At 33.7% G+C, this 18,652-nt stretch carries 21 protein-coding genes; 6 read left to right on the plus strand and 15 right to left on the minus strand.

The annotated features are described in order from the left end of the window. Window positions 1–175: 175 nt before the first annotated feature. The 5 genes from AC3WSK_RS03305 (at window position 176) to AC3WSK_RS03325 (ending at window position 4,183) form a co-directional block, all read left to right on the plus strand. Window positions 176–934 carry a LysM peptidoglycan-binding domain-containing protein gene (locus tag AC3WSK_RS03305; RefSeq protein WP_492414099.1) on the plus strand — a complete coding sequence of 253 codons (759 nt, stop codon included), beginning with the start codon at window positions 176–178 and terminating at the stop codon, window positions 932–934. 160 nt (window positions 935–1,094) lie between these two features. After that, window positions 1,095–1,850: a metallophosphoesterase gene (locus AC3WSK_RS03310; RefSeq protein ID WP_079559891.1), complete on the plus strand. Its 756-nt coding sequence runs from the start codon at window positions 1,095–1,097 to the stop codon at window positions 1,848–1,850. 510 nt (window positions 1,851–2,360) lie between these two features. Then, window positions 2,361–3,326, plus strand: coding sequence for a YpdA family putative bacillithiol disulfide reductase (locus AC3WSK_RS03315; RefSeq protein ID WP_492414098.1), 966 nt, complete (start codon window positions 2,361–2,363; stop codon window positions 3,324–3,326). Window positions 3,327–3,525: 199 nt separating this feature from the next. Next, window positions 3,526–3,750 carry a glycerol-3-phosphate acyltransferase gene (locus AC3WSK_RS03320; RefSeq protein WP_079559893.1) on the plus strand — a complete coding sequence of 75 codons (225 nt, stop codon included), beginning with the start codon at window positions 3,526–3,528 and terminating at the stop codon, window positions 3,748–3,750. Window positions 3,751–3,970: 220 nt separating this feature from the next. Continuing rightward, window positions 3,971–4,183, plus strand: a complete 213-nt coding sequence (locus AC3WSK_RS03325) for a hypothetical protein (protein ID WP_427482874.1) — start codon at window positions 3,971–3,973, stop codon at window positions 4,181–4,183. A 65-nt stretch (window positions 4,184–4,248) separates the two neighbouring features. Here the strand turns inward: AC3WSK_RS03325 and AC3WSK_RS03330 are convergent, their stop codons facing one another. After that, window positions 4,249–4,593, minus strand: coding sequence for a hypothetical protein (locus tag AC3WSK_RS03330; RefSeq protein WP_492414097.1), 345 nt, complete (start codon window positions 4,591–4,593; stop codon window positions 4,249–4,251). A gap of 308 nt (window positions 4,594–4,901) precedes the next feature. Between AC3WSK_RS03330 and AC3WSK_RS03335 the strand changes: the two genes are divergently transcribed. After that, entirely contained in the window at window positions 4,902–5,867 is a 966-nt protein-coding gene (locus AC3WSK_RS03335) for an asparaginase (protein WP_492414096.1), read from the plus strand. A gap of 363 nt (window positions 5,868–6,230) precedes the next feature. Here the strand turns inward: AC3WSK_RS03335 and AC3WSK_RS03340 are convergent, their stop codons facing one another. From AC3WSK_RS03340 to AC3WSK_RS03405, 14 genes are all read right to left on the minus strand, one after another. Beyond that, on the minus strand, window positions 6,231–6,914 hold the full coding sequence (locus tag AC3WSK_RS03340; protein ID WP_492414095.1) for a peptidoglycan recognition protein family protein: 684 nt from the start codon (window positions 6,912–6,914) through the stop codon (window positions 6,231–6,233). An 81-nt stretch (window positions 6,915–6,995) separates the two neighbouring features. Next, complete coding sequence (locus AC3WSK_RS03345; RefSeq protein ID WP_492414094.1) at window positions 6,996–7,280, minus strand: phage holin; 285 nt, start codon at window positions 7,278–7,280, stop codon at window positions 6,996–6,998. A 17-nt stretch (window positions 7,281–7,297) separates the two neighbouring features. Then, window positions 7,298–7,747, minus strand: coding sequence for a hypothetical protein (locus AC3WSK_RS03350; RefSeq protein WP_492414093.1), 450 nt, complete (start codon window positions 7,745–7,747; stop codon window positions 7,298–7,300). Between the two features lie 196 nt (window positions 7,748–7,943). Continuing rightward, on the minus strand, window positions 7,944–8,351 hold the full coding sequence (locus AC3WSK_RS03355) for a hypothetical protein (protein WP_492414092.1): 408 nt from the start codon (window positions 8,349–8,351) through the stop codon (window positions 7,944–7,946). A 54-nt stretch (window positions 8,352–8,405) separates the two neighbouring features. After that, complete coding sequence (locus AC3WSK_RS03360) at window positions 8,406–8,693, minus strand: hypothetical protein (protein WP_492414091.1); 288 nt, start codon at window positions 8,691–8,693, stop codon at window positions 8,406–8,408. Window positions 8,694–8,711: 18 nt separating this feature from the next. Continuing rightward, window positions 8,712–9,161 carry a hypothetical protein gene (locus AC3WSK_RS03365; RefSeq protein WP_492414090.1) on the minus strand — a complete coding sequence of 150 codons (450 nt, stop codon included), beginning with the start codon at window positions 9,159–9,161 and terminating at the stop codon, window positions 8,712–8,714. A gap of 24 nt (window positions 9,162–9,185) precedes the next feature. Next, a complete protein-coding gene (locus AC3WSK_RS03370) occupies window positions 9,186–11,099 on the minus strand; it encodes a DNRLRE domain-containing protein (RefSeq protein WP_492414089.1) in 1,914 nt (637 codons plus the stop codon). A gap of 30 nt (window positions 11,100–11,129) precedes the next feature. After that, window positions 11,130–13,436, minus strand: a complete 2,307-nt coding sequence (locus AC3WSK_RS03375) for a LamG domain-containing protein (protein WP_492414088.1) — start codon at window positions 13,434–13,436, stop codon at window positions 11,130–11,132. Between the two features lie 44 nt (window positions 13,437–13,480). Further along, window positions 13,481–14,410, minus strand: coding sequence for a LamG-like jellyroll fold domain-containing protein (locus AC3WSK_RS03380; protein ID WP_492414087.1), 930 nt, complete (start codon window positions 14,408–14,410; stop codon window positions 13,481–13,483). Further along, window positions 14,411–14,671: a hypothetical protein gene (locus AC3WSK_RS03385; protein ID WP_492414086.1), complete on the minus strand. Its 261-nt coding sequence runs from the start codon at window positions 14,669–14,671 to the stop codon at window positions 14,411–14,413. It abuts the gene before it with no gap. A 47-nt stretch (window positions 14,672–14,718) separates the two neighbouring features. Beyond that, window positions 14,719–15,963: an SPRY domain-containing protein gene (locus AC3WSK_RS03390; protein ID WP_492414084.1), complete on the minus strand. Its 1,245-nt coding sequence runs from the start codon at window positions 15,961–15,963 to the stop codon at window positions 14,719–14,721. Between the two features lies 1 nt (window position 15,964). Then, a complete protein-coding gene (locus AC3WSK_RS03395; RefSeq protein ID WP_492414082.1) occupies window positions 15,965–17,410 on the minus strand; it encodes a LamG-like jellyroll fold domain-containing protein in 1,446 nt (481 codons plus the stop codon). Beyond that, window positions 17,411–17,995 carry a hypothetical protein gene (locus AC3WSK_RS03400; protein WP_492414080.1) on the minus strand — a complete coding sequence of 195 codons (585 nt, stop codon included), beginning with the start codon at window positions 17,993–17,995 and terminating at the stop codon, window positions 17,411–17,413. A gap of 21 nt (window positions 17,996–18,016) precedes the next feature. Further along, entirely contained in the window at window positions 18,017–18,616 is a 600-nt protein-coding gene (locus AC3WSK_RS03405) for a hypothetical protein (RefSeq protein WP_492414078.1), read from the minus strand. Between the last annotated feature and the right edge of the window lie 36 nt (window positions 18,617–18,652).

Raw genomic sequence — 18,652 nt, forward strand, 5'->3', positions numbered from 1 at the left:
CTTGCGAGAGAAGTGGCTCAGCGGATGTCCTCCGGAAAGTGTCCAGTCGGAACGGATCGACCCCAAGCTATGGTGATAGACCCTTTTTAGACTATAATTTACGGTCATTTACTTTTTTCGCAAAATTCGTCATAATAGAATGATAGAAAGCGTAGTGAGGTTGGAGGAAAGACGAATGAGTAAAGAAGATTATCGCGATAAAATCGAAGAACATCGTCAATCTTTTGAAGAAGAACAAAAAGAACAGGAAGCTTTATCTAGAGTTGCAAGAATGAATAAAAATGGAAGTAATAATAAAAAGCCAAAAAATACAAAACGAAAAACGCCATTAATGACGATTCTTTTTGTGATTTTTATCTTAATTCCATTATCAATATTAGTCTATTTCTTAAAATTCTATGAACCTGGATCAACGATTGAAGAGGCTGAAAAAAATTCTTCAGAGGAAATTGTAGAAATTGACAATTCGGGGAATAAAACTGTACCTGTGTTAACTGACAAAAACAAAGATGGCGATAAAGCAGACAAAGAAAAGGGAACGTCTAAGAAAGACACTGAAAAATTAGCAGCAGAACAGAAGGCAGCAGAGGAAGCGAAAAAAGCCGAAGCAGCCAAGAATGCAGAAGAAGCTAGAAAAGCCGAAGTAGCTAAGAATGCAGAGGAAGCTAGAAAAGCCGATGAAGCTAGAAGAGCACAAGCCGAAGCGGATAGAAAAGCTGAACAAGCACGTAAGGCTGAGGAAGCACGAAAAGCAGAAGAAGCAAAACAATCTGCAAAAGCAAGTACACATACTGTAAAAACAAATGAAAACCTATATCGTATTGCATTGAATCACTACGGTGATGGCAGTGAAGCAACACTAGCGAAAATCCGTGCAGCCAACGGTATGTCTTCTAATAATATATCAGTTGGGCAAGTGATTAAGTTACCATAAGAAAACAGATGTCATTCTTTGGCAATGATGTTTTTCGAGTATAAAATAATGGACAAACGTTAACACCAAATATGGTTAAGGCGTACGTCTTATTTAGTGAAAAGGCGATTCTTTATTTTAAATGAATCGTCTTTTTGTTTTCGTAGGGAGAAGTGGAAGAATGATTTATTTTGGACTATTTGTTTTAGTAGTCATCGCGTTCGGACTTTATATGTTGAAGGTTGCACATGAAAATAATGTTTTACATCATCAATTGCAATTAAAGGGTGAACAGGAAAAGATCCGATTATTTTTTATCTCGGATACCCATTTACGCAAAATTAACCGACAGATGATTGAGCAGTTAGATGGTCCATTTGATGCTGTTATTATTGGTGGAGATTTTGCAGATGGACGTACACCTATTCAACGTATTCATGACAACCTAAATTTATTAACGCCTTTAGGACCAACTTATTTTATATGGGGTAATAATGACAGAGAAGTAGGCGAAGAGCAATTTCGAAGTATTTTACAGGACCATGGTGTTCAGATTATTGCCAATGATGCTGTATTACTCCCTAAAAAAAACCGCTTTTGGCTTAATGCAATTGAAGACACGTCTATAATGAAAAGTAGGTTTGATGAAGCATTTGCAAAGGTTGAAGAGAAAGACTTAGTTGTTTTCATCGCACATAACCCTGGTGTTTTTGCAGAAGTCCGTGCAAAATTTAAAGCAGATTTAATGATGGGCGGGCATTTACACGGTGGTCAAATTAGACTTGGCCCATATGGGGTGCATCCTAAAGGCTCATATCGAGAGCGTGAAGGTGTGATGACGTTAGTAAGCAACGGCTACGGTACTACATTATTACCTTTCCGACTTGGTGCGAGACCGCAGTGTCATATTATTGACATTGAAGTTTCGGATAAATAAACAACCAAAAGTCGTTAGAAGGCGTATAATGGAAGCGATAAGGATTTATTCGGTAAAAGCCCGATTAATCAATTATGCCTCGGCATAATTGCGTCCGGAATCGGCTTTGTGCATAGGACTGCAGATGTTTTTTGTGCGAAAGCGCAGTGCTAACGTAGCGTCAGCAACACGAGGGCCGACACGATGTCGGTCATTTCGGTAATGCCACAGGACGTGGCGTTTTTATCGATGCAGGTCAGTTAGCCGTTATCGCATGGATGCGATGGTTTTAGGCTAACATCCCCTCAGAACTCCTTTCCGATTTCCGTGACATCCGCCGGAGGCTTTAGGCCAACAAATGTTTTCTGTGCGAAAGCGCAGTGCTAGCGAAGCGACAGCAACAACATGAAGTTGGTCACTGAGTCATGTGTTGCTGTCGCTTCGCTTTCGCTACAAAAGATATTTGCTGAAAGAAGTTAAAAGTAAAGTATTAGTATATTGCTAATACAAAGTTGATAGGAGTGTCAAGAAATGCAGCAAGTAGATGCAATTATTGTTGGAGGAGGCCCATGTGGTTTAGCAGCAGCAATAGCCTTGCAAAATATTGGTTTAAAGCCAATTGTCATTGAAAAAGGAAATATCGTAAATGCGATTTATAATTACCCTACACATCAAACTTTTTTTAGTACGAGTGAACGACTAGCTATCGGCGATGTCCCTTTTATTATTGAAGGCCGTAAACCAAAGCGAAACCAAGCACTTGTTTATTATCGAGAAGTTGTGCGTTTGAAGGATATCCAAATAAATCGCTTCGAGAAAGTAGATAGCGTTGTGAAAAATGGAGAGATGTTTACAGTAACGACAGATAAAGAAGTTTATACAACAGCTTATGTGGTGATTGCAACAGGCTACTATGACCATCCAAATTATTTAAACATTCCAGGTGAGAAATTACCGAAAGTCTACCATTACTTTAAAGAGGGACATGAATTTTTTGATACTGATGTTCTTGTAATAGGCGGGAAAAATTCGGCAGTAGATGCAGCGCTTGAGTTGAATAAGGCAGGAGCTCGCGTTACTGTTGTCTATCGTGGTAGTGAGTATTCACCTAGCATCAAGCCATGGGTTTTACCAGAATTTGAAGGACTAGTACGAAATGATGAAGTCCAAATGCATTTCAATACAAATATACTGGAAATCCGTGAGCAGGAGGTCGTAGTAGAAATTGATGGCAGCAAGAAAACTATAAAAAATGATTTTGTTTTTGCGATGACAGGCTATCATCCTGATCATTCATTTATTCGAGCAATGGGTGTCTCTATTGATGATGAAACGGGTCGTCCGTTCTTTAATCCGGAAACTATGGAAACAAATGTAGAAGGATTATTCATTGCAGGAGTTATTGCAGCTGGAAATAATGCCAATGAAATTTTTATTGAAAATGGTCGTTTCCATGGCGATTGTATTGCGAAGACAATTGTAGAAAAAGAAAAATAGCAATAGGAGCTGTATAGGCAAGTAAGCTGCTTATACAGCTTTTTTTCGGAAAGAAGAGCCGAAGTGACGGATATAGAGAGAGGTGGTCATCCAACGCTCCCTATGAAAGGCCCACCAGAAACGGAAATCAACCCCACGTTATGATGATGATAAGTAATTTCTCTAATCAAATCGAAGTTGATAAAAAAGGTGTGAAGGAATGATTGAATTATATTGGTTGATAAGTTATTTTGTAGGGAACTTTATGAGGGCCTGTTTTGTTGGAAAAGTATATGGTGTTAATTTACAGGAAGAAAGAAGTAAAAACCTAGGGGCTAGAAATGCAGGTAGTGTGATTGGAAAAGGTGCTTTTTGTTGCAGCATTACAAGCTTTTCCAAAAAGATATGGACAGTTAAAGCTTCCGGCGGATGTCACGGAATCTGAAATGAATTCTTAGGGGATGTTAGCCGTTATCGCATCCATGCGATAACGGCTAACTGACCTGCATCGGTAAAAACGCCACGTCCTGTGGCATTACCGCAATGACCGACATCGTGTCGGCCCTCGTGTTGCTGACGCTACGTTAGCACTGCGCTTTCGCACAAAAAGCATCTGCAGGCCTAAGCACAAAGTCGATTCCGGACGCAATTATGCCGAGGCATAATTGATAACATTGCAGCAGCTATCATTCATGCACTATCACGTTTCAACTATGCTCATCACTTTACAGCTTCCTAAGGATTTAGCAAATCTGCAGAGAGATTTAAATTTAAATGGTTTTTATGTTCATGCGGATAGCCAATACTTACGTCGAAGAAAAATCGTACAGCTGTCTGTTATTCAGCCGGATTTTTATAGCAATCGATCGGTTACATAATATTTTAGGTTATGATAAGCAAATTATAGATGCATAAGCCAACGTGAATATCGAATACATTAGCCTTACATGAAAAATTCTTTTAAATCAATAGGCGCTCCAACTTTATTGAGCCCAATTAATAATTTTAATCGAGCCTTTTGACCATTAATGCCGGTTGCAAATATAGCTCCTAGATCTTCGAGCATTTTGCCACCACCATCATAGCCGTAGACACCTTCTGCGATACCATTAAAACAGCGGGATACGAGTATAACTGGAATACCGCGCTCTATAAGACTTTCAATACCTTTCACTACTGATGGAGGGACGTTGCCTTGTCCAAGGCCTTCTAATACAACGCCATCATATTTACATGCTAATACTACATCAAGTAAATCAGCCTCCATGCCAGCGTACACTTTCAGCATGGCTACTCGTTTTGATAATCCATCAATATCTACATATTGACGGCCGATAGGAGCATGATGAAATAAAATTCTTGATTTTGTAATAAGTCCGATCGGGCCATACTGAGGTGACTGGAAGGTATTTACTGAACTAGTATGTACAGTAATTCATATATGTTTTAAAATGCACAGTTAGCCTATCCCCTGTAAATGTTGATATATAAGGCTTCATAAGATGTGGATAGCAGTTCAATAGTTATCCACAATACATAAATACAAGGTGAAATAAGCATGACTATACTATATAATGTTGGAGAGGTGAATCAAAAATGACAAAAAAAGTAGTATTGATTACAACTGGTGGGACTATAGCCAGTAAAAGAAATAATTCAGGTAAGTTAGAATCTGGTGTATTAGACGGAAGTGAAATTCTTTCAATGTGTAATTTAGAAAGTGATATTGAAATAATATTAATTGATTTATTCCATTTACCATCAATGCATATGACTTTTGACAATCTTAATACCTTGACACGAACTATAAACGAGCAACTTAAGGATGAAAATGTTAACGGTATAGTAGTTACTCATGGTACGGACTCTTTAGAGGAAACTGCATACTTCTTGGAGTTAACAACTAACGATACTAGACCAATTGTAGTTACAGGTTCTCAAAAATCACCAGAAGACATTGGAACAGACGTTTATTCAAATTTAAGAAATTCTATTCTTGTAGCTTCAAATGAAAACGCAAATAATTTAGGTACTGTTGTAGTTTTCAATGATGAAATTTTACATTCTAAATACGTGAAGAAAATTCACTCTTCAAGTATAAATGGTTTTGGTTCTATAGGGTATGGAAGATTAGGGTTCATTGATAATGATGAGGTTGTGATTTATCAAAAGCCAACTAAAAGAGAATGTTATGATTTAAAAGAAAACTATCCAAACGTTGAGATTGTCAACGCTTATTTAGGATGCACAGGCTTTGTATTAGATGCACTGTATACATCTGATATTGATGGAATAGTTTTAGTTGGTTCTGGTAGAGGGCAAATAACACCAAGTATGACAAAATCAATTGAGAAGTTAATTGAAAAGAATGTCAAAATCGCATTAACAACTTCTACTGAAGAAGGTAGGGTATTTCCTTCGTACGATTACTATGGTAGTGCAAATAACCTTAAGGAAATTGGAGTTATTATGGGAGGAGATTTTGATGCGAAAAAGGCGAGAATTAAATTAATGCTAATGCTTGCGAATAATAATGATATGTATGATACTTTCATGCATTAAAATAAAAATCCCTATCCGCAAATAATAATTGGATAGGGATTAAAATTGGTTCTGACCTAGTATTACAGTTAAGTTAACCGTTAGACCTCTGCTATAATACCATGCCTAAGATAATAAATCTATAGTGAGATTACTTTTTGTAGTGATAAAATTAAATATTGACTCATCTAATTAATAATCAAATACCTTTTATAATATGTATTTGATTATAATGCTATTTGTACACTGTACTGATATATGTAATTTTAACTATTTAAATTTCTTATTATTGAATTGATCCATACGATAAATCATTGTCACCACTTGTTCGCAAATCACACAATCTTGTGTGTTTGAACCACCTGTAATACCATTGTTTACATTTTAGTTACTACGTTGTGCAATGATGATTTTTAAGCCTTCATAATCACCATTTGTCATAGTTCCATCATCAAATTTATCTAACCATGACTTATCAATTAGCTTTTTGTCTACAGATTGTTTAATATAGTCACGTACTGCTGTTTTAGTTGTCTCATTTGAAAATTGCATTTTATCATCATCCTTTTCAATCACTTCGTTTTTGTTACTCATTGCATCTTCTATACGTTTTAAAAAGCTATTCCAACGGCACTCATCTAAAATTCGATGAGGACAATGCTTACCTGACCAATCTTGGTGTTTTTTAACTCGTTCGATACCCCATTTACGCTCCTTCAACAATTGTGCAACTAATTTCACAGCGTTTTCTTCAGCTTTTATGTATCGTTCTCCACCAGACTTAGAGTAGCAGATTTCAATCCCAATACTCTTTCTATTGCCGTTTCCTTGACCATCCCCACAATGCCATGCGTTACGGTTCAATGGTATACCTTGAATAATTTCTAAATCGTCAACTGCAAAATGGTAAGACACTTGATTATTGTTGTTAATCATGTACAGTATTTCGTTTCTTGCAGATGCATCGTTTGCAGTATTATGTATTGTAATAAACTCAGCATTCATAGTATAAGGACACTTGATACTAAATTTATTTGAAGGTAATAGGTTCTGTTTAACTGTCACCATTGCTATTCATCCTTTCTTTTTTCTTGTGTTATTTTCAACAAGTAATAATAAATACAAAATAAAATTAAACCTATGAAAGATCTATTTATTAGTAGTACTTTTTGTTTGTAATCGACTCATCACTAATGCACTGTCACTAATACCTTTAGTGGTAAAATCAATTACCGCTAAATAAATAATTCCACACAAATTAATAAAGATATTTGGATTTTTTAAAGCGTCAAAAACTAAACCACCTAATTTACTCCAACTTGTCACATCTTCTAAAGAGACACCTGCCATTGCAAACAAGTTAGTAAAAAATACAATACCAATAGCAATCCAAAAATGATGATTATAAATACGAGCTTTCCAGTTAATTTTCATCTTTATCATTTCCTTTCTTATAGTGCAAATATTAAAAGTATCAAACCACCAATAATTACAGATGGAATCATAATCCACCACATAAGATATTTAGAAAAAATTTCATTAAATTTAAGTGACCCTTTATCAGATTCAATCTTTAAGTCTTCTTCGATACCATCAACACGTTTACCGATAGTTTTAACATTGTTTTGTAACTCATCTTGAGACATATTTAATTTAGTCAAATTGATATTAATGTTGTTGAATGTTTCATTCATTTTGTTATGTTGGATTTGTTGATTTTTATTCATCTCGTTAATCTGATTTTGTTGATTTTTATTCATTTCTTGCTGTTGTTCAGATACAACTGTTATACGATAAAGCAACTCTTTATCTTTTTCCATATTAGAAAGTCTATTGTCTTGATTTTTTAATTCTGTTTCCACGCTTGCCAGTCTTTCACCGACTAGTCTTTCATTATCCAATTTAATCACCGACTTTTATCAAAATAATAAAAGAGTAGGGGGAGAATGACCTCACACCTACTCTAAACTGAATTTCCTGATTCACTTTTAATTTAAATGTATATTGATACACGAAAGAATGATTTATACTATGTTTATACGGCATTTTTGTATTAATATACTGTGTATTTTAAATAATATGTGTCTTTTATTAAATCTAAAGAATTACTTCACGACTACCTGAAAATTCATCAGGTTTCGCTTTTAGTTCATCAATAATAGTTTTAACTCTTGTTTCAATGAGTTTCCCATATTCTTTAGCAATATACTCCGTATCCTTCCCATATTGCGAAGTAGAGAAAGATTTGGTAATTGGAAAATCTGATAAAATATATTTATAAGAAGAACCTTCATTAACTAAAATGGTTTCAGTTGTAGAAGGTGTAGTAGTACCATCTTCATTATCAATTTCTTTAACTTCAGGCTTTTTAATGACAGCAGAAACATCAATACGTTGTTCTCCGTAGTCACTAAATAATTCAGTGTCTTCTGGTTTCACATCGGTAATATCTACTTTAACAGTATAAATATTGTTCTTTAAATCATTTGTAATAACTAATTTCATAAATAAAATTCCTCTTTTCTAATTTTGTTATTATGTATTTTGTTAGTTAATTTTTTAACACTTAGAATGATTTTTAACATCTTCAGTCATTATTTCTTTAACCATTCTTTGATAAATACGAATCATTTCTAGCATTTCTTTTTGAGAATATCGCTTTGTAATAATATTACTTAGACGTTCATCATGAGTAGCAATTTCAACATAACGCTCAATTTCAATTTGTCCATTTGTTTCTACTTTTTTCACGATAGGTGTAATCAATTGATAAATATCTTTCTCGATTGGAACTTTTGCAGATTTAATTGTTTCGTTGTAATCTATGTATTCTACTTGTACTGGCATTTCCTCACCTCCTTTGAATCAGTCTTCAAGTAAATCTATTTCTTCAAAGATTTCACAAAATCTATTGTATAGGACAGCTTTTTGTCCACTAAACTCTGAATCACAGTTAAGAACATTATTTTGTACTGTTTTAAGTATTTCAATCTTGTCGGCAGTTTCTTCAATAGTAAAATCTTCGTTCATTAATATTAAAATTTGAGCTTGAGCTTCTTTTTCAGCTTCAATGGAGGGGAATAATACAATTTCTCCTTCTTTATTATCAAACTGTTTAATTTCTGTTTTGATACTTCCATCATCGTTTTTAGAGGCATAGTCATTGATTAACAACTGTCTTTCTTTTGCTATTAATTCTACCTGACTATCTAATAAACTAATAAAACGTGTTCTCATTCTTGATTCTTTACCTTTTAATACTAAATTGAACAAAAATGACTGTAGTTCTCCAATTTCATAATTTTTCATCATCATAATTATATTTTCTCCTTTTCTTCCTTACATAATAAATGCATATCCTGAAACTCCGCCATTAACTGTAATTATTGTATGGATGTTGGCTACAGTTAAGATTCTTGGCTCAATTGATACTAATACATCTGTTTTATCTTTAGTTGGAATAGTAATATCAACATAAATTATTGGTTTAGAAATAGTAATTTCAGCATCTACCTGATCAATAGCTTTAACATCAATTTCAGCTGAAATTTGACTCGAAGCATTTGAAGTAATCTCTATAAAGATCCCATTATTAAAAGCAACAAAAATATCAGTTTCTGTATCGCTACTATCACTTGCCATAGCTTCTATTTCAGTTTCTATATTCTGCTTAGAGACACTGATTTCAGTAGGAATGTCACTTTTAATCCTAGGTTCAATTTCAACTAAAATATCTCTAGTAAAAGTAACATTAATTTCAACTAGAATAGTATTTTTATTTGCTGTTATTTCAGTGTATAAACTACTATCCATCTTAACCCTTGGAATAATCTCAGTAACAATTGATTCTCGACTTATAGTGAGTTCTGTTGGTAATTCAGTGGAAATAACATCGTTAGCTTCTATCTCAACAAAGACATCACTGGAATCCTTTGTAGGAATAGTAATTTCAACTGCAATATTAGGTTTACTAATCGCAATAATTGATATAAATTCAGATTGTTCTTTTCTTGCACAAGTTACTTCAGCTAATACGTCTGGTCTATTTACTGTAATTTCTGATATAACTTTCTCGTCTTTACCTTGTAATCTAACACTGACAGATGAAACTATATCGCTCTTATCAGGAATTGCTACTATTAGATCAGTTGTTACGAATTCTTTAGTAATGGTGATTTCTGTAGATATATCCTCGTCTAATGGAACTTCTTTTCTATGCACATAAATAATTGCTTCCTTATTGGAGAACTCATATGTAGAGCCGACTGTAATTTCAGTATTTTTATTTGAAATACCATTTTTATAAACAAACAATTCTGTTATTACATCACTTCTACCAGTGCTAAATATCCTTGAATCAAAATAGTTAACAATTAATTCAGGAGACATAGGCGACTCTCTAGTTTTAAAAGTTATCGAATTACTATAGGTTTCTACAGATGTACGAATTATGAATCCGTTGTTTATTAGTCCTAATGAAACCCAATCTTTAACAACTTCAAATACGTTAAACTCAACAAATTTTAATTCTTCATTTATTGTAAATTGATTTGAAATTAACTTAATAGGGGTAGGTCTATTTAAATGAGTGAGACTATATTCTGACCACGCTTTATCTGCATTTAGTAATTCTAAAATGATACCATTCGGAACTATACCCTCATAAAATAGACGTAGTTTAGCATCAGTCAAAACATACGATGGATGAATAGTCTTTAAATCAAATTGTACAAATGAACGCCATATATCATCCTCACTTCGTCCAACTATCATAGATGGATATTCGCCATAGTTAATAGATTGATATTCTAATTTTTCACGAGTGAACGCATCTTGAGTAGGATTAAAGATATCCGTAACAATGGGTGGTTGCTGTACGTCATAAATAGCTGTCATCCTATTATGAGGAGGTATTTCAATTACTGTCTCAATAAAATTATGTATGTAAGGTTGTATCTCCGTAACAACATCTGAGTTTCCACGATATACAATATTTATAAATGTTTCTTTTTCACTTATAGCAAAAGCTCTAGGTACTATTTCTGTAAACACATTTGAATTTTCAAATTGCTTTACAGTTAATTCTGTTAATATATCCGAATTATCAACTGCATATAATTTAAATTTTGCTTTAAATTTATTGTTTGGATTTACTTCATATTCAATATTTATAAAAGATGAACTATTAAAAGGCTCAATTAGAATTTCATCTTCAATAGTTTGAGAGGAATTGTTCGTAGCTGTTTCCTCCATATAACCACGTCCCATCACATTGTATTGTGATCAGGCTTTATCTGCTCTTACGATAATGTCAAAAGAACCATTAGCGTCAGGCGTTGCGCCCAATGTTGTTTTTAATCTAATAAAGAATGACATTTCTTCATTGTTTTTAAGTATGTTATTAAGTATCAATTCTTTATTAGGAATGAATGGTGTAAGATTTTCACTAAATTCTACATCCATTCCTGTAGGGAAGTTAGATGTATTTGTAAACAAGTGTATATTCTTTACATCATATCCATACTGATTTTTAAGAATTACCTCATGTTCAATTGTAGTTTGTCCTGCGATAATAACTCCGAAATCAAGATATTTTAAGACCTCTCCGATTTCACTTGAGTAATACTCACCATACACATCTTTAAACATAAGACCTGTATATGCTCCAATAAAGCTTGTTTGCCAATAATCAGTAGTACCAAAGAAGTCTTGAAACTCAACTCTTAGATTGTTCCAATCATCAATCTTAATATCTTTGCTTTCAATTAAAAGCTCTATGTTTTGAGGCGATTCACCTAGTTTTGTGAAACTGCCATCAGAAGGGTAGAAGTTCCCACCGTTTAATAGAACACGATAATGCACACGAGTTAAATCGCTATCACTTAGAACACCCTTAAGAATGTTACCATTAAATGAAATATCAATCTTTGCGGTTGTATTTATGATGTAAAGACTTGTATTCTTAATAGCAGCAGTGTTTCTAGGTAGATAATCTTCATATGATACACTTTCAACAACTGAAACTATTGTGTCACGAGGGTTGTCTTTTAAGAACACACCAATATTTAAGTATTCACCTTTCCATGTGTGCCATTGGGTATTTGTAATATCATTAAGCTCTGAATATTTCATACCATTATCTAATATATTTTGTTCAGTAGAAGTGTCAACAATTACAAATTTTTCTGATTTTTTGTCCCATACATACCATTCGGAAGTATCTTCTCCTGCAATAAAATATCTAGCTTCGTTACGATATGATTTAGAGATATCATTAATAAAAACATCATCTAAATATCCATAAAGACGTTTAGGATTAACTAGTTTAATAAATTGAGGTTTTGGAACTGCTTTCATCTCGAGTACTCTCTTAGCAGTCTCAGGGGATTCATCCGTCCATGTCACAACTTCAAAGTCACCTTCTAGTTCATCGACAGGCGACCAATTCGCTTCGAGGATTAAATCAGCTTCTTTTACAGCTTCATCATCAGTGTAGTAAAGCACCTCAACACTATCACCTAATTCCTCGTATATGTCGAATGGCTCAGTAGTAGTTGATACAATAATATCTTCTGTAGACTCTACATAAGCCACTACAGTAGGGAGTTCTCCAATGTAGTCATAAACACTGTAAGGGTTAACAGATGTCTCTAAAGCGATTTGTGAAGCGTCAGAGTCAGTGTAGTAAAGAACTTGAGGTTTATCACCAAGTAAATCTTGAGCTTTGAACTCGTTTTTATTTAATACAACAGAAGTTAATTGCTTATCCACAAAATCAGACCACATAATCACTGACTTATCTCCTGATAATTCTTTCCAATATTTCTCTTCAATATGGTCAAGGTTGTTCATACCATATTGAATGAAATTTTCTTCTGTTGGTGTAGTGGACTGCCACGTAGTTCCGTTGTGATACTTAGATTGTGAATTATGTTGTACTAGATATTTATCAGGAATAGGGGAGATTACTCTATCGTAGATTTCTATAGAGTCTAGCTGTCCTATAAATTTATCTGCATCAGTTAGCGCAGGATTGGCTTTGCCTATAAATAAATTAGAATAAATTTCTGACGGCTCATATGAAAGAGCAAAAGTAGAGTCAGGCTTTGACATGTCGTCAATATAAAATCTAATGCTATCTGTATTTTTAGTTCCATCCCAAATAATTAAAATATCATGCCAACTATTGTCAGCTATTTTTTTATTTGAATCAAAATAATATTCTGCAACATTATCTCTCGTTCTTAATACTAGTCGTATTCCTCCATTTAGAGTTAATATAGACATTCCATCTTTCACAGATTGTGAGGCATCTATCACTCTAAGTTGTCGGAGTTCATTGTTAGCAATCTTTATTTTGAATCTAATACTTTTTGCACCAAGAGGAATTAATTGACCATTAAATTCAACAAATTGATTAATACCATTAAAACTCATAGCATTTCCTTTGTCATTCCAACCACCTACTCTAGTTGCACCCGTAACTGTGCCTGTGTAACCACCAATGGAATCCATAACATTACCACTTGGTTCATCAAAACCAATAAATGCTTTACCATATTTACTTAAATTATCTTTACTATTAGCCATTGTATTGACCTCCAATATTTTTCCATAATAAAAGGATAACTAGCTTAATAGTTACCCTCAATCATTGCTGTTTTAAAATTACTACCAATAGGAATAGTAAACATTCTTCCTTTACCTAATGTTGCTCTGTTATTAGTCGCAATCTCATATTTAGTTGTAGTTTTAGTGAAATCAATTGGTGTACTATCAACTGCTGAGTCAATCTCTTTTATGACACCGCCATAGTCCAATAATAAGATTTCGTCTAAGTTTGGAATCTCTCTTATTCTATCTTTCAGCAAAACAAGATTTATATCGTCTGTTGATTTAACTACTAGTCGTTTTTGTGTAAAATTAGAAGGAGAAAGAGTCTTATTATAAATTTGGAAATCATCCAGTTGACCTATGTATGGTAACCAATATTGACTACTTGTTAGATTGTATCTTCCAAAACAAATGTTTGAATAATCTAATGTGTCATTTGCTGTTGGAGTAACTGAGGCTTCTAAATTACCATCCACATACAATTTTGCTCCTAGTCCAGATACACTACCTGTCCATGTAAACATAATTTCATGCCATTTACCATCTAGTACATCTGAGGTAGTCGATAGCACGAAATTAGTAGTCAATGATGATTTATAGTGTATCCAGTTGAGAGTGCCAGTTGGAGTTATAGAAATATAATGTCCAATAGAGTTTGTACTACCACTTGCACATGTAGACATAGGAGTCTGATAGTTCCCATTTTTAGTAGACTTCATTTTAAACTTTATTGTTTTTGCTCCTAATGGTAGTTTATTATTGAACAATACTAATGAGTTATTACTAAAACTCATAGAACTACCTTCGCCATTCCAACCTCCAACTCTGGTAGCTCCTGTGACTGTACCTATATAATTGTTACCTAGTTTGTCATAAACATTACCACTTGGTTCATCAAAGTTAAACCATGCGACACCGTATTGTGCCATTAATTGTTCTGTTGTTGCCATTTATTTCACCTCTTTTATAGCTAAAGTATTGATTTCACTAATATCTTGAGTAAATACCTTACCAGTTAAATTGGCAACAGGTGTTTCATTTACATACTTATGTCTATTAAAAGAAGTATCCAACTGAATCTCTTTACCTTGCTTAATACCATGTAGAATCATGTTTTTTGAAGAGTTGCTAGGAAGGTGAATAAGAGTGTTGTTTGATATGGAATAGCGCCTATTGGTGCTTTCATTTTGTAGTATTATTTTAGAAGTCATAGCTTGTTAGTCCTTTCTTATTGTATTAAGAAATATAAAACTCAGCATTATACAAACCTTAAGCTGAGTGGTTTTCTATCTATTTTAGTTGTCAACAGACCTTCTGGATTTTCTGATATAGTGTCTTGTAAAATATAATTTTTAACCTCTAAAATTTTATCAAGATTATTAATAGATGCTGTACCATACATAGTAAAATTATTTAATGATGGAATAGGTAATTCACTTATCACCATAGGTTTTAAAAATTTGATTTCACCAATTGCAATATACAATGTCCCACCATTATTTCTTTTGATATCTAATTTATAATAGCGATATTTCACTGGTGTTTGAAGTTCAAAAGTTCGCTCTTGTGTGTGAGTAATCCATGATTCATTAATATATTCTTTTATGATTGAATAATTAGCACCATCATTTGACCCAAACAGAGTGAAATCCTTTGGCATAGCATTAACACCAACGTTGACAGCTTCGTTTTGTCGGGGAGTTAAGCTGAACCCTTGAATAGCAACCTTGCTTCCGAAGTCTAATTGTATATAGCCTGTGAACGAGTCGGTTGCAGATATCCAACAATTATTGCCACCATTAGGGAGATTAGCAAGAGAACCAGAAAAAGCTCTAAAAGGTAAATAGTCTGTAGAATATGAATTACTGGCAGAAGCAACCAATGGAGAAGGGGCGATATTGGATGTCATATTCGTTTCATAGGATGCGCCCATTGCTTTTAAAGCATAGGTTTTATTATTACTAGAGAGCAATAACTTATTATATGGCGCATAGGGTTGATAGCCAGTAGGAAGGTTATACTTAAATACTCCACTAAAATTAAAAGTGACCGTAACAGGGTTGTTAACTAGATTCTGTGTAGCATAGGGAAAAACTGGGGAAGACATCGTTTTCACATCGTTGTAAGCAATACCTTGAGAAACTCCATTTTTATAAAATTCAATTATCCCATTATCAAGATCTAAAGCTACACCAATAATATTTCCAGTCCCAAATGCCGAGCCATAAGTCTTACCTGTAGAAGCCCAAGACTGACCAGTGTTTCCATAATAGACTCTTCGATGAATTGTTTCATCATAGCTCGTTTTTGAAACATCTTTATCTCCAATTCCAATCACTACTCTGCCTTCAACTGCACTGTTTACTGTAACCTCCCAATACCATTTACCCTCACTAACGCCTTTATTTGCTATAGCAGGGGAGTTTGGCGTTGACATAGTTGAAGTTAAGTTATCATTCGAATACATAGCTCCTGTAACACTTGTATCTAAATGTATTGCCATGCTATTTCACCTCTACTTTAATACTTCTAATATCGAAATATTTTTTTAAGTCTACATTTTTAGCAAAAACCTTGCCATCCTCACCCAATAAAATCTCTGTTTTATCGTGCATTTGTTTTGGTGTTAATTCTGTTACCTTGCGGTCTAGTAATGGCGATAAAGCATCCATCCCTTGCTCTATAAACTGTTGTTGAGTTGGTAGAGTGTTGGATACATCATAGAAACCTCTTGGCACTGTATTTAAAATTGAGTGCATACTCCACGTATCAAAACTTAGATTATCTGTTCCACCATTATTCTTAGTAATATTTAGTCGATATGTTAAATAAGTTTTCTTATTCCTAATATTAAAATTCTTAATATAATCAGATGTTGACCAACTTATATTTTTCTGGGTGTCTAAAACTTCCCATATTACACCATCATTGCTACCTTCAAGAGTCCAGTCTCTAGGATTTCTCTTTAACACATTGTCGTTGCTTACTACTCCTACAAGCTTATAGTTATTTACCTCTTGAGGAGTGGCAAACTCATAAGAAACCCATCCTGTTAATATATTGGAGGCAGTAACCCAATCGGACGTTCCAATTTGTCCATCAAAAAGTCTATACACACTTCTGTCCACACTATACTCAGAGTTTGCTCTAGCAACTCCACTAGGCGTGTTGTTAGATGTCATTACTGGCATTAAACTATCTGAATAGCTAAACTCGTCTTGAAGCAAGTATTTCTTATATTCATTATTGTGATAAATGAAAGATTGATTCAAAGTAAAGTCTTCTGGTGTCAATACCTTGTTATATACTTGGAAGTCGTCTATTTGTCCAGTGAAGTATCTTCTAAATGCTGACATTTTACTCCCACCAAGAGTCATGTTCTGAGTGGCAAAGTTTTTGCTAGTCTCACTCACTGTTGTGCTTTTAGAATCCACTAATTGATCATCTATATAAAGTTTTGGCACTTGATTAGAGCTACCCGACCATGTGAACATTGCTTTGTGCCATTGGTCGTCATTATATGTTTGTGTGGACTCTAAAGAAAACGCTGTTACTAAATCCCCGCCACTAGAGGTAATTCGTCTCATAATAACCTTGCCTTGGTTAATTACCATGTTGTATCCAGTTTGGTTTACAGTAGGTGTAGCATAATTCTCAAATAAAAACATATTACTGTTTGAAAGCGTCTTAAATCTAAGAGAAATAGTTTTCTCTCCATATGTCATTAAACTATTGTTAAAAGTAATCAGTGAATTGCCATTAAAATTAATAGCACTACCTTTACCATCCCAGCCCGTTACACGGGTTGCGCTAGATAATGTCCCTGTATATGCACTACCTTTAGAATCTACTGCATTACCAGATGTTTCATTAAATTGATACCAATATAATCCGTTTTTATCCATAACTACTTGACTTTTTTTATTTTCGATTGTGAAATTATCTACCATTTATTTTTTCACCTCTAACTTATCCATTCTAGTCCACTCGTTACGAATAATTTTCTTTCTGTGTAAACTTCCTAAATCTGACCAAGTAGAATCTTGTACCATTTCAGTCTGATAGTTTCGTTTTAATCTAATGTTATTTGAAATCTCAACAAACCTGTTTTTCTCAAAGTCTGAATTTGAAATCGAAAAGAAATCAGTGACAAATCCTGAGAATAAATCAATTTTCACCTGAATGTACTGCTTAGTCTCAGATTGAATGTTACCATCTTCCGCAATAGCAACCCATTCAGACCAATCTGTATTATTGTCTGATACTCTAGTTAATACTGCGAAGGAGCTTGATTTATTGTTGTCGTGGTTCACAAAAACTTTTTCAAAGTCTAGAAACCTATCACCTAAATCAACTATGTCAGAAGTCCAAAAGCCTTGTTCTGCATAAACAGGATTTCCCTGACCGTCAACATCAACTATCATTAATTGAAGGAAGCCTGTCGTTTTGTTAATCTCAGTATTATTGTGAGTTCCTGAGACACCAATGGGTAATCCTATTTCTTTCTTTTCTAAATTACCACCTACAGTTGTCAAAGAGTGTCTTCCTTTCTTTTGTTAGTTTTTAATAGTCCAATTAATTTGACCAGATACATTTGTTTCTAAAGGGGCGTAGAAACGCTCTACTTCAACACCACTCGATTTGAATACTAAATATCCATTCATATCTTTATTTGAAGTTAATTTAACTTCAATAAAAGCACTGTCGTTAAAAGTTAAAGATACTACAGGTTGAAAGAATAATTGTAAATCATCTCTCTGATAAATCGTTTTATATCCAAAATTAATTGATTCAATACTTGTATTTTGTAAGCCTTGATTACTGCTAAAATCAGTAGAGGCTCTTTTATATGTAATAAGGTCTTTGTCTCTAAAGTTTGTTGTTAAATTATATTTTTCTCCATTTTCAGTTTCATATCCAATTTCTATTCTTCTACCATGTAAATAGAAAGATCCATCAGACATTTCAAAGAAAAATTTCATTCCTTGACCAAACAAACCAAAACGAATGACCTGATTTTTCTGTATTAAATAAAAATCATTTTTCTTATGCGTGAGAAGGTCGTACTCAGCATAGCTTTTTCCGTTTGCATAATCAGCATTCCAGTTAAAAGGAATACTAATTGCTTGTAAATTGTTTGAACTTGAAAATATCATATAGATGCACCTCATTGTATTGAGTATTTTTTAAAT

It is taken from the genome of Lysinibacillus sp. EB271-A1-10B, from assembly GCF_058791335.1.

Bases quoted from the DNA above. Each gene is read 5' to 3' on its own strand.
- AC3WSK_RS03305 (WP_492414099.1), top strand. From the start codon at position 176: ATGAGTAAAGAAGATTATCGCGATAAAATCGAAGAACATCGTCAATCT.
- AC3WSK_RS03310 (WP_079559891.1), top strand. From the start codon at position 1,095: ATGATTTATTTTGGACTATTTGTTTTAGTAGTCATCGCGTTCGGACTT.
- AC3WSK_RS03315 (WP_492414098.1), top strand. From the start codon at position 2,361: ATGCAGCAAGTAGATGCAATTATTGTTGGAGGAGGCCCATGTGGTTTA.
- AC3WSK_RS03320 (WP_079559893.1), top strand. From the start codon at position 3,526: ATGATTGAATTATATTGGTTGATAAGTTATTTTGTAGGGAACTTTATG.
- AC3WSK_RS03330 (WP_492414097.1), bottom strand. From the start codon at position 4,593: ATGCTGAAAGTGTACGCTGGCATGGAGGCTGATTTACTTGATGTAGTA.
- AC3WSK_RS03335 (WP_492414096.1), top strand. From the start codon at position 4,902: ATGACAAAAAAAGTAGTATTGATTACAACTGGTGGGACTATAGCCAGT.
- AC3WSK_RS03340 (WP_492414095.1), bottom strand. From the start codon at position 6,914: ATGGTGACAGTTAAACAGAACCTATTACCTTCAAATAAATTTAGTATC.
- AC3WSK_RS03345 (WP_492414094.1), bottom strand. From the start codon at position 7,280: ATGAAAATTAACTGGAAAGCTCGTATTTATAATCATCATTTTTGGATT.
- AC3WSK_RS03355 (WP_492414092.1), bottom strand. From the start codon at position 8,351: ATGAAATTAGTTATTACAAATGATTTAAAGAACAATATTTATACTGTT.
- AC3WSK_RS03360 (WP_492414091.1), bottom strand. From the start codon at position 8,693: ATGCCAGTACAAGTAGAATACATAGATTACAACGAAACAATTAAATCT.
- AC3WSK_RS03365 (WP_492414090.1), bottom strand. From the start codon at position 9,161: ATGATGATGAAAAATTATGAAATTGGAGAACTACAGTCATTTTTGTTC.
- AC3WSK_RS03370 (WP_492414089.1), bottom strand. From the start codon at position 11,099: ATGGAGGAAACAGCTACGAACAATTCCTCTCAAACTATTGAAGATGAA.
- AC3WSK_RS03375 (WP_492414088.1), bottom strand. From the start codon at position 13,436: ATGGCTAATAGTAAAGATAATTTAAGTAAATATGGTAAAGCATTTATT.
- AC3WSK_RS03380 (WP_492414087.1), bottom strand. From the start codon at position 14,410: ATGGCAACAACAGAACAATTAATGGCACAATACGGTGTCGCATGGTTT.
- AC3WSK_RS03385 (WP_492414086.1), bottom strand. From the start codon at position 14,671: ATGACTTCTAAAATAATACTACAAAATGAAAGCACCAATAGGCGCTAT.
- AC3WSK_RS03390 (WP_492414084.1), bottom strand. From the start codon at position 15,963: ATGGCAATACATTTAGATACAAGTGTTACAGGAGCTATGTATTCGAAT.
- AC3WSK_RS03395 (WP_492414082.1), bottom strand. From the start codon at position 17,410: ATGGTAGATAATTTCACAATCGAAAATAAAAAAAGTCAAGTAGTTATG.
- AC3WSK_RS03405 (WP_492414078.1), bottom strand. From the start codon at position 18,616: ATGATATTTTCAAGTTCAAACAATTTACAAGCAATTAGTATTCCTTTT.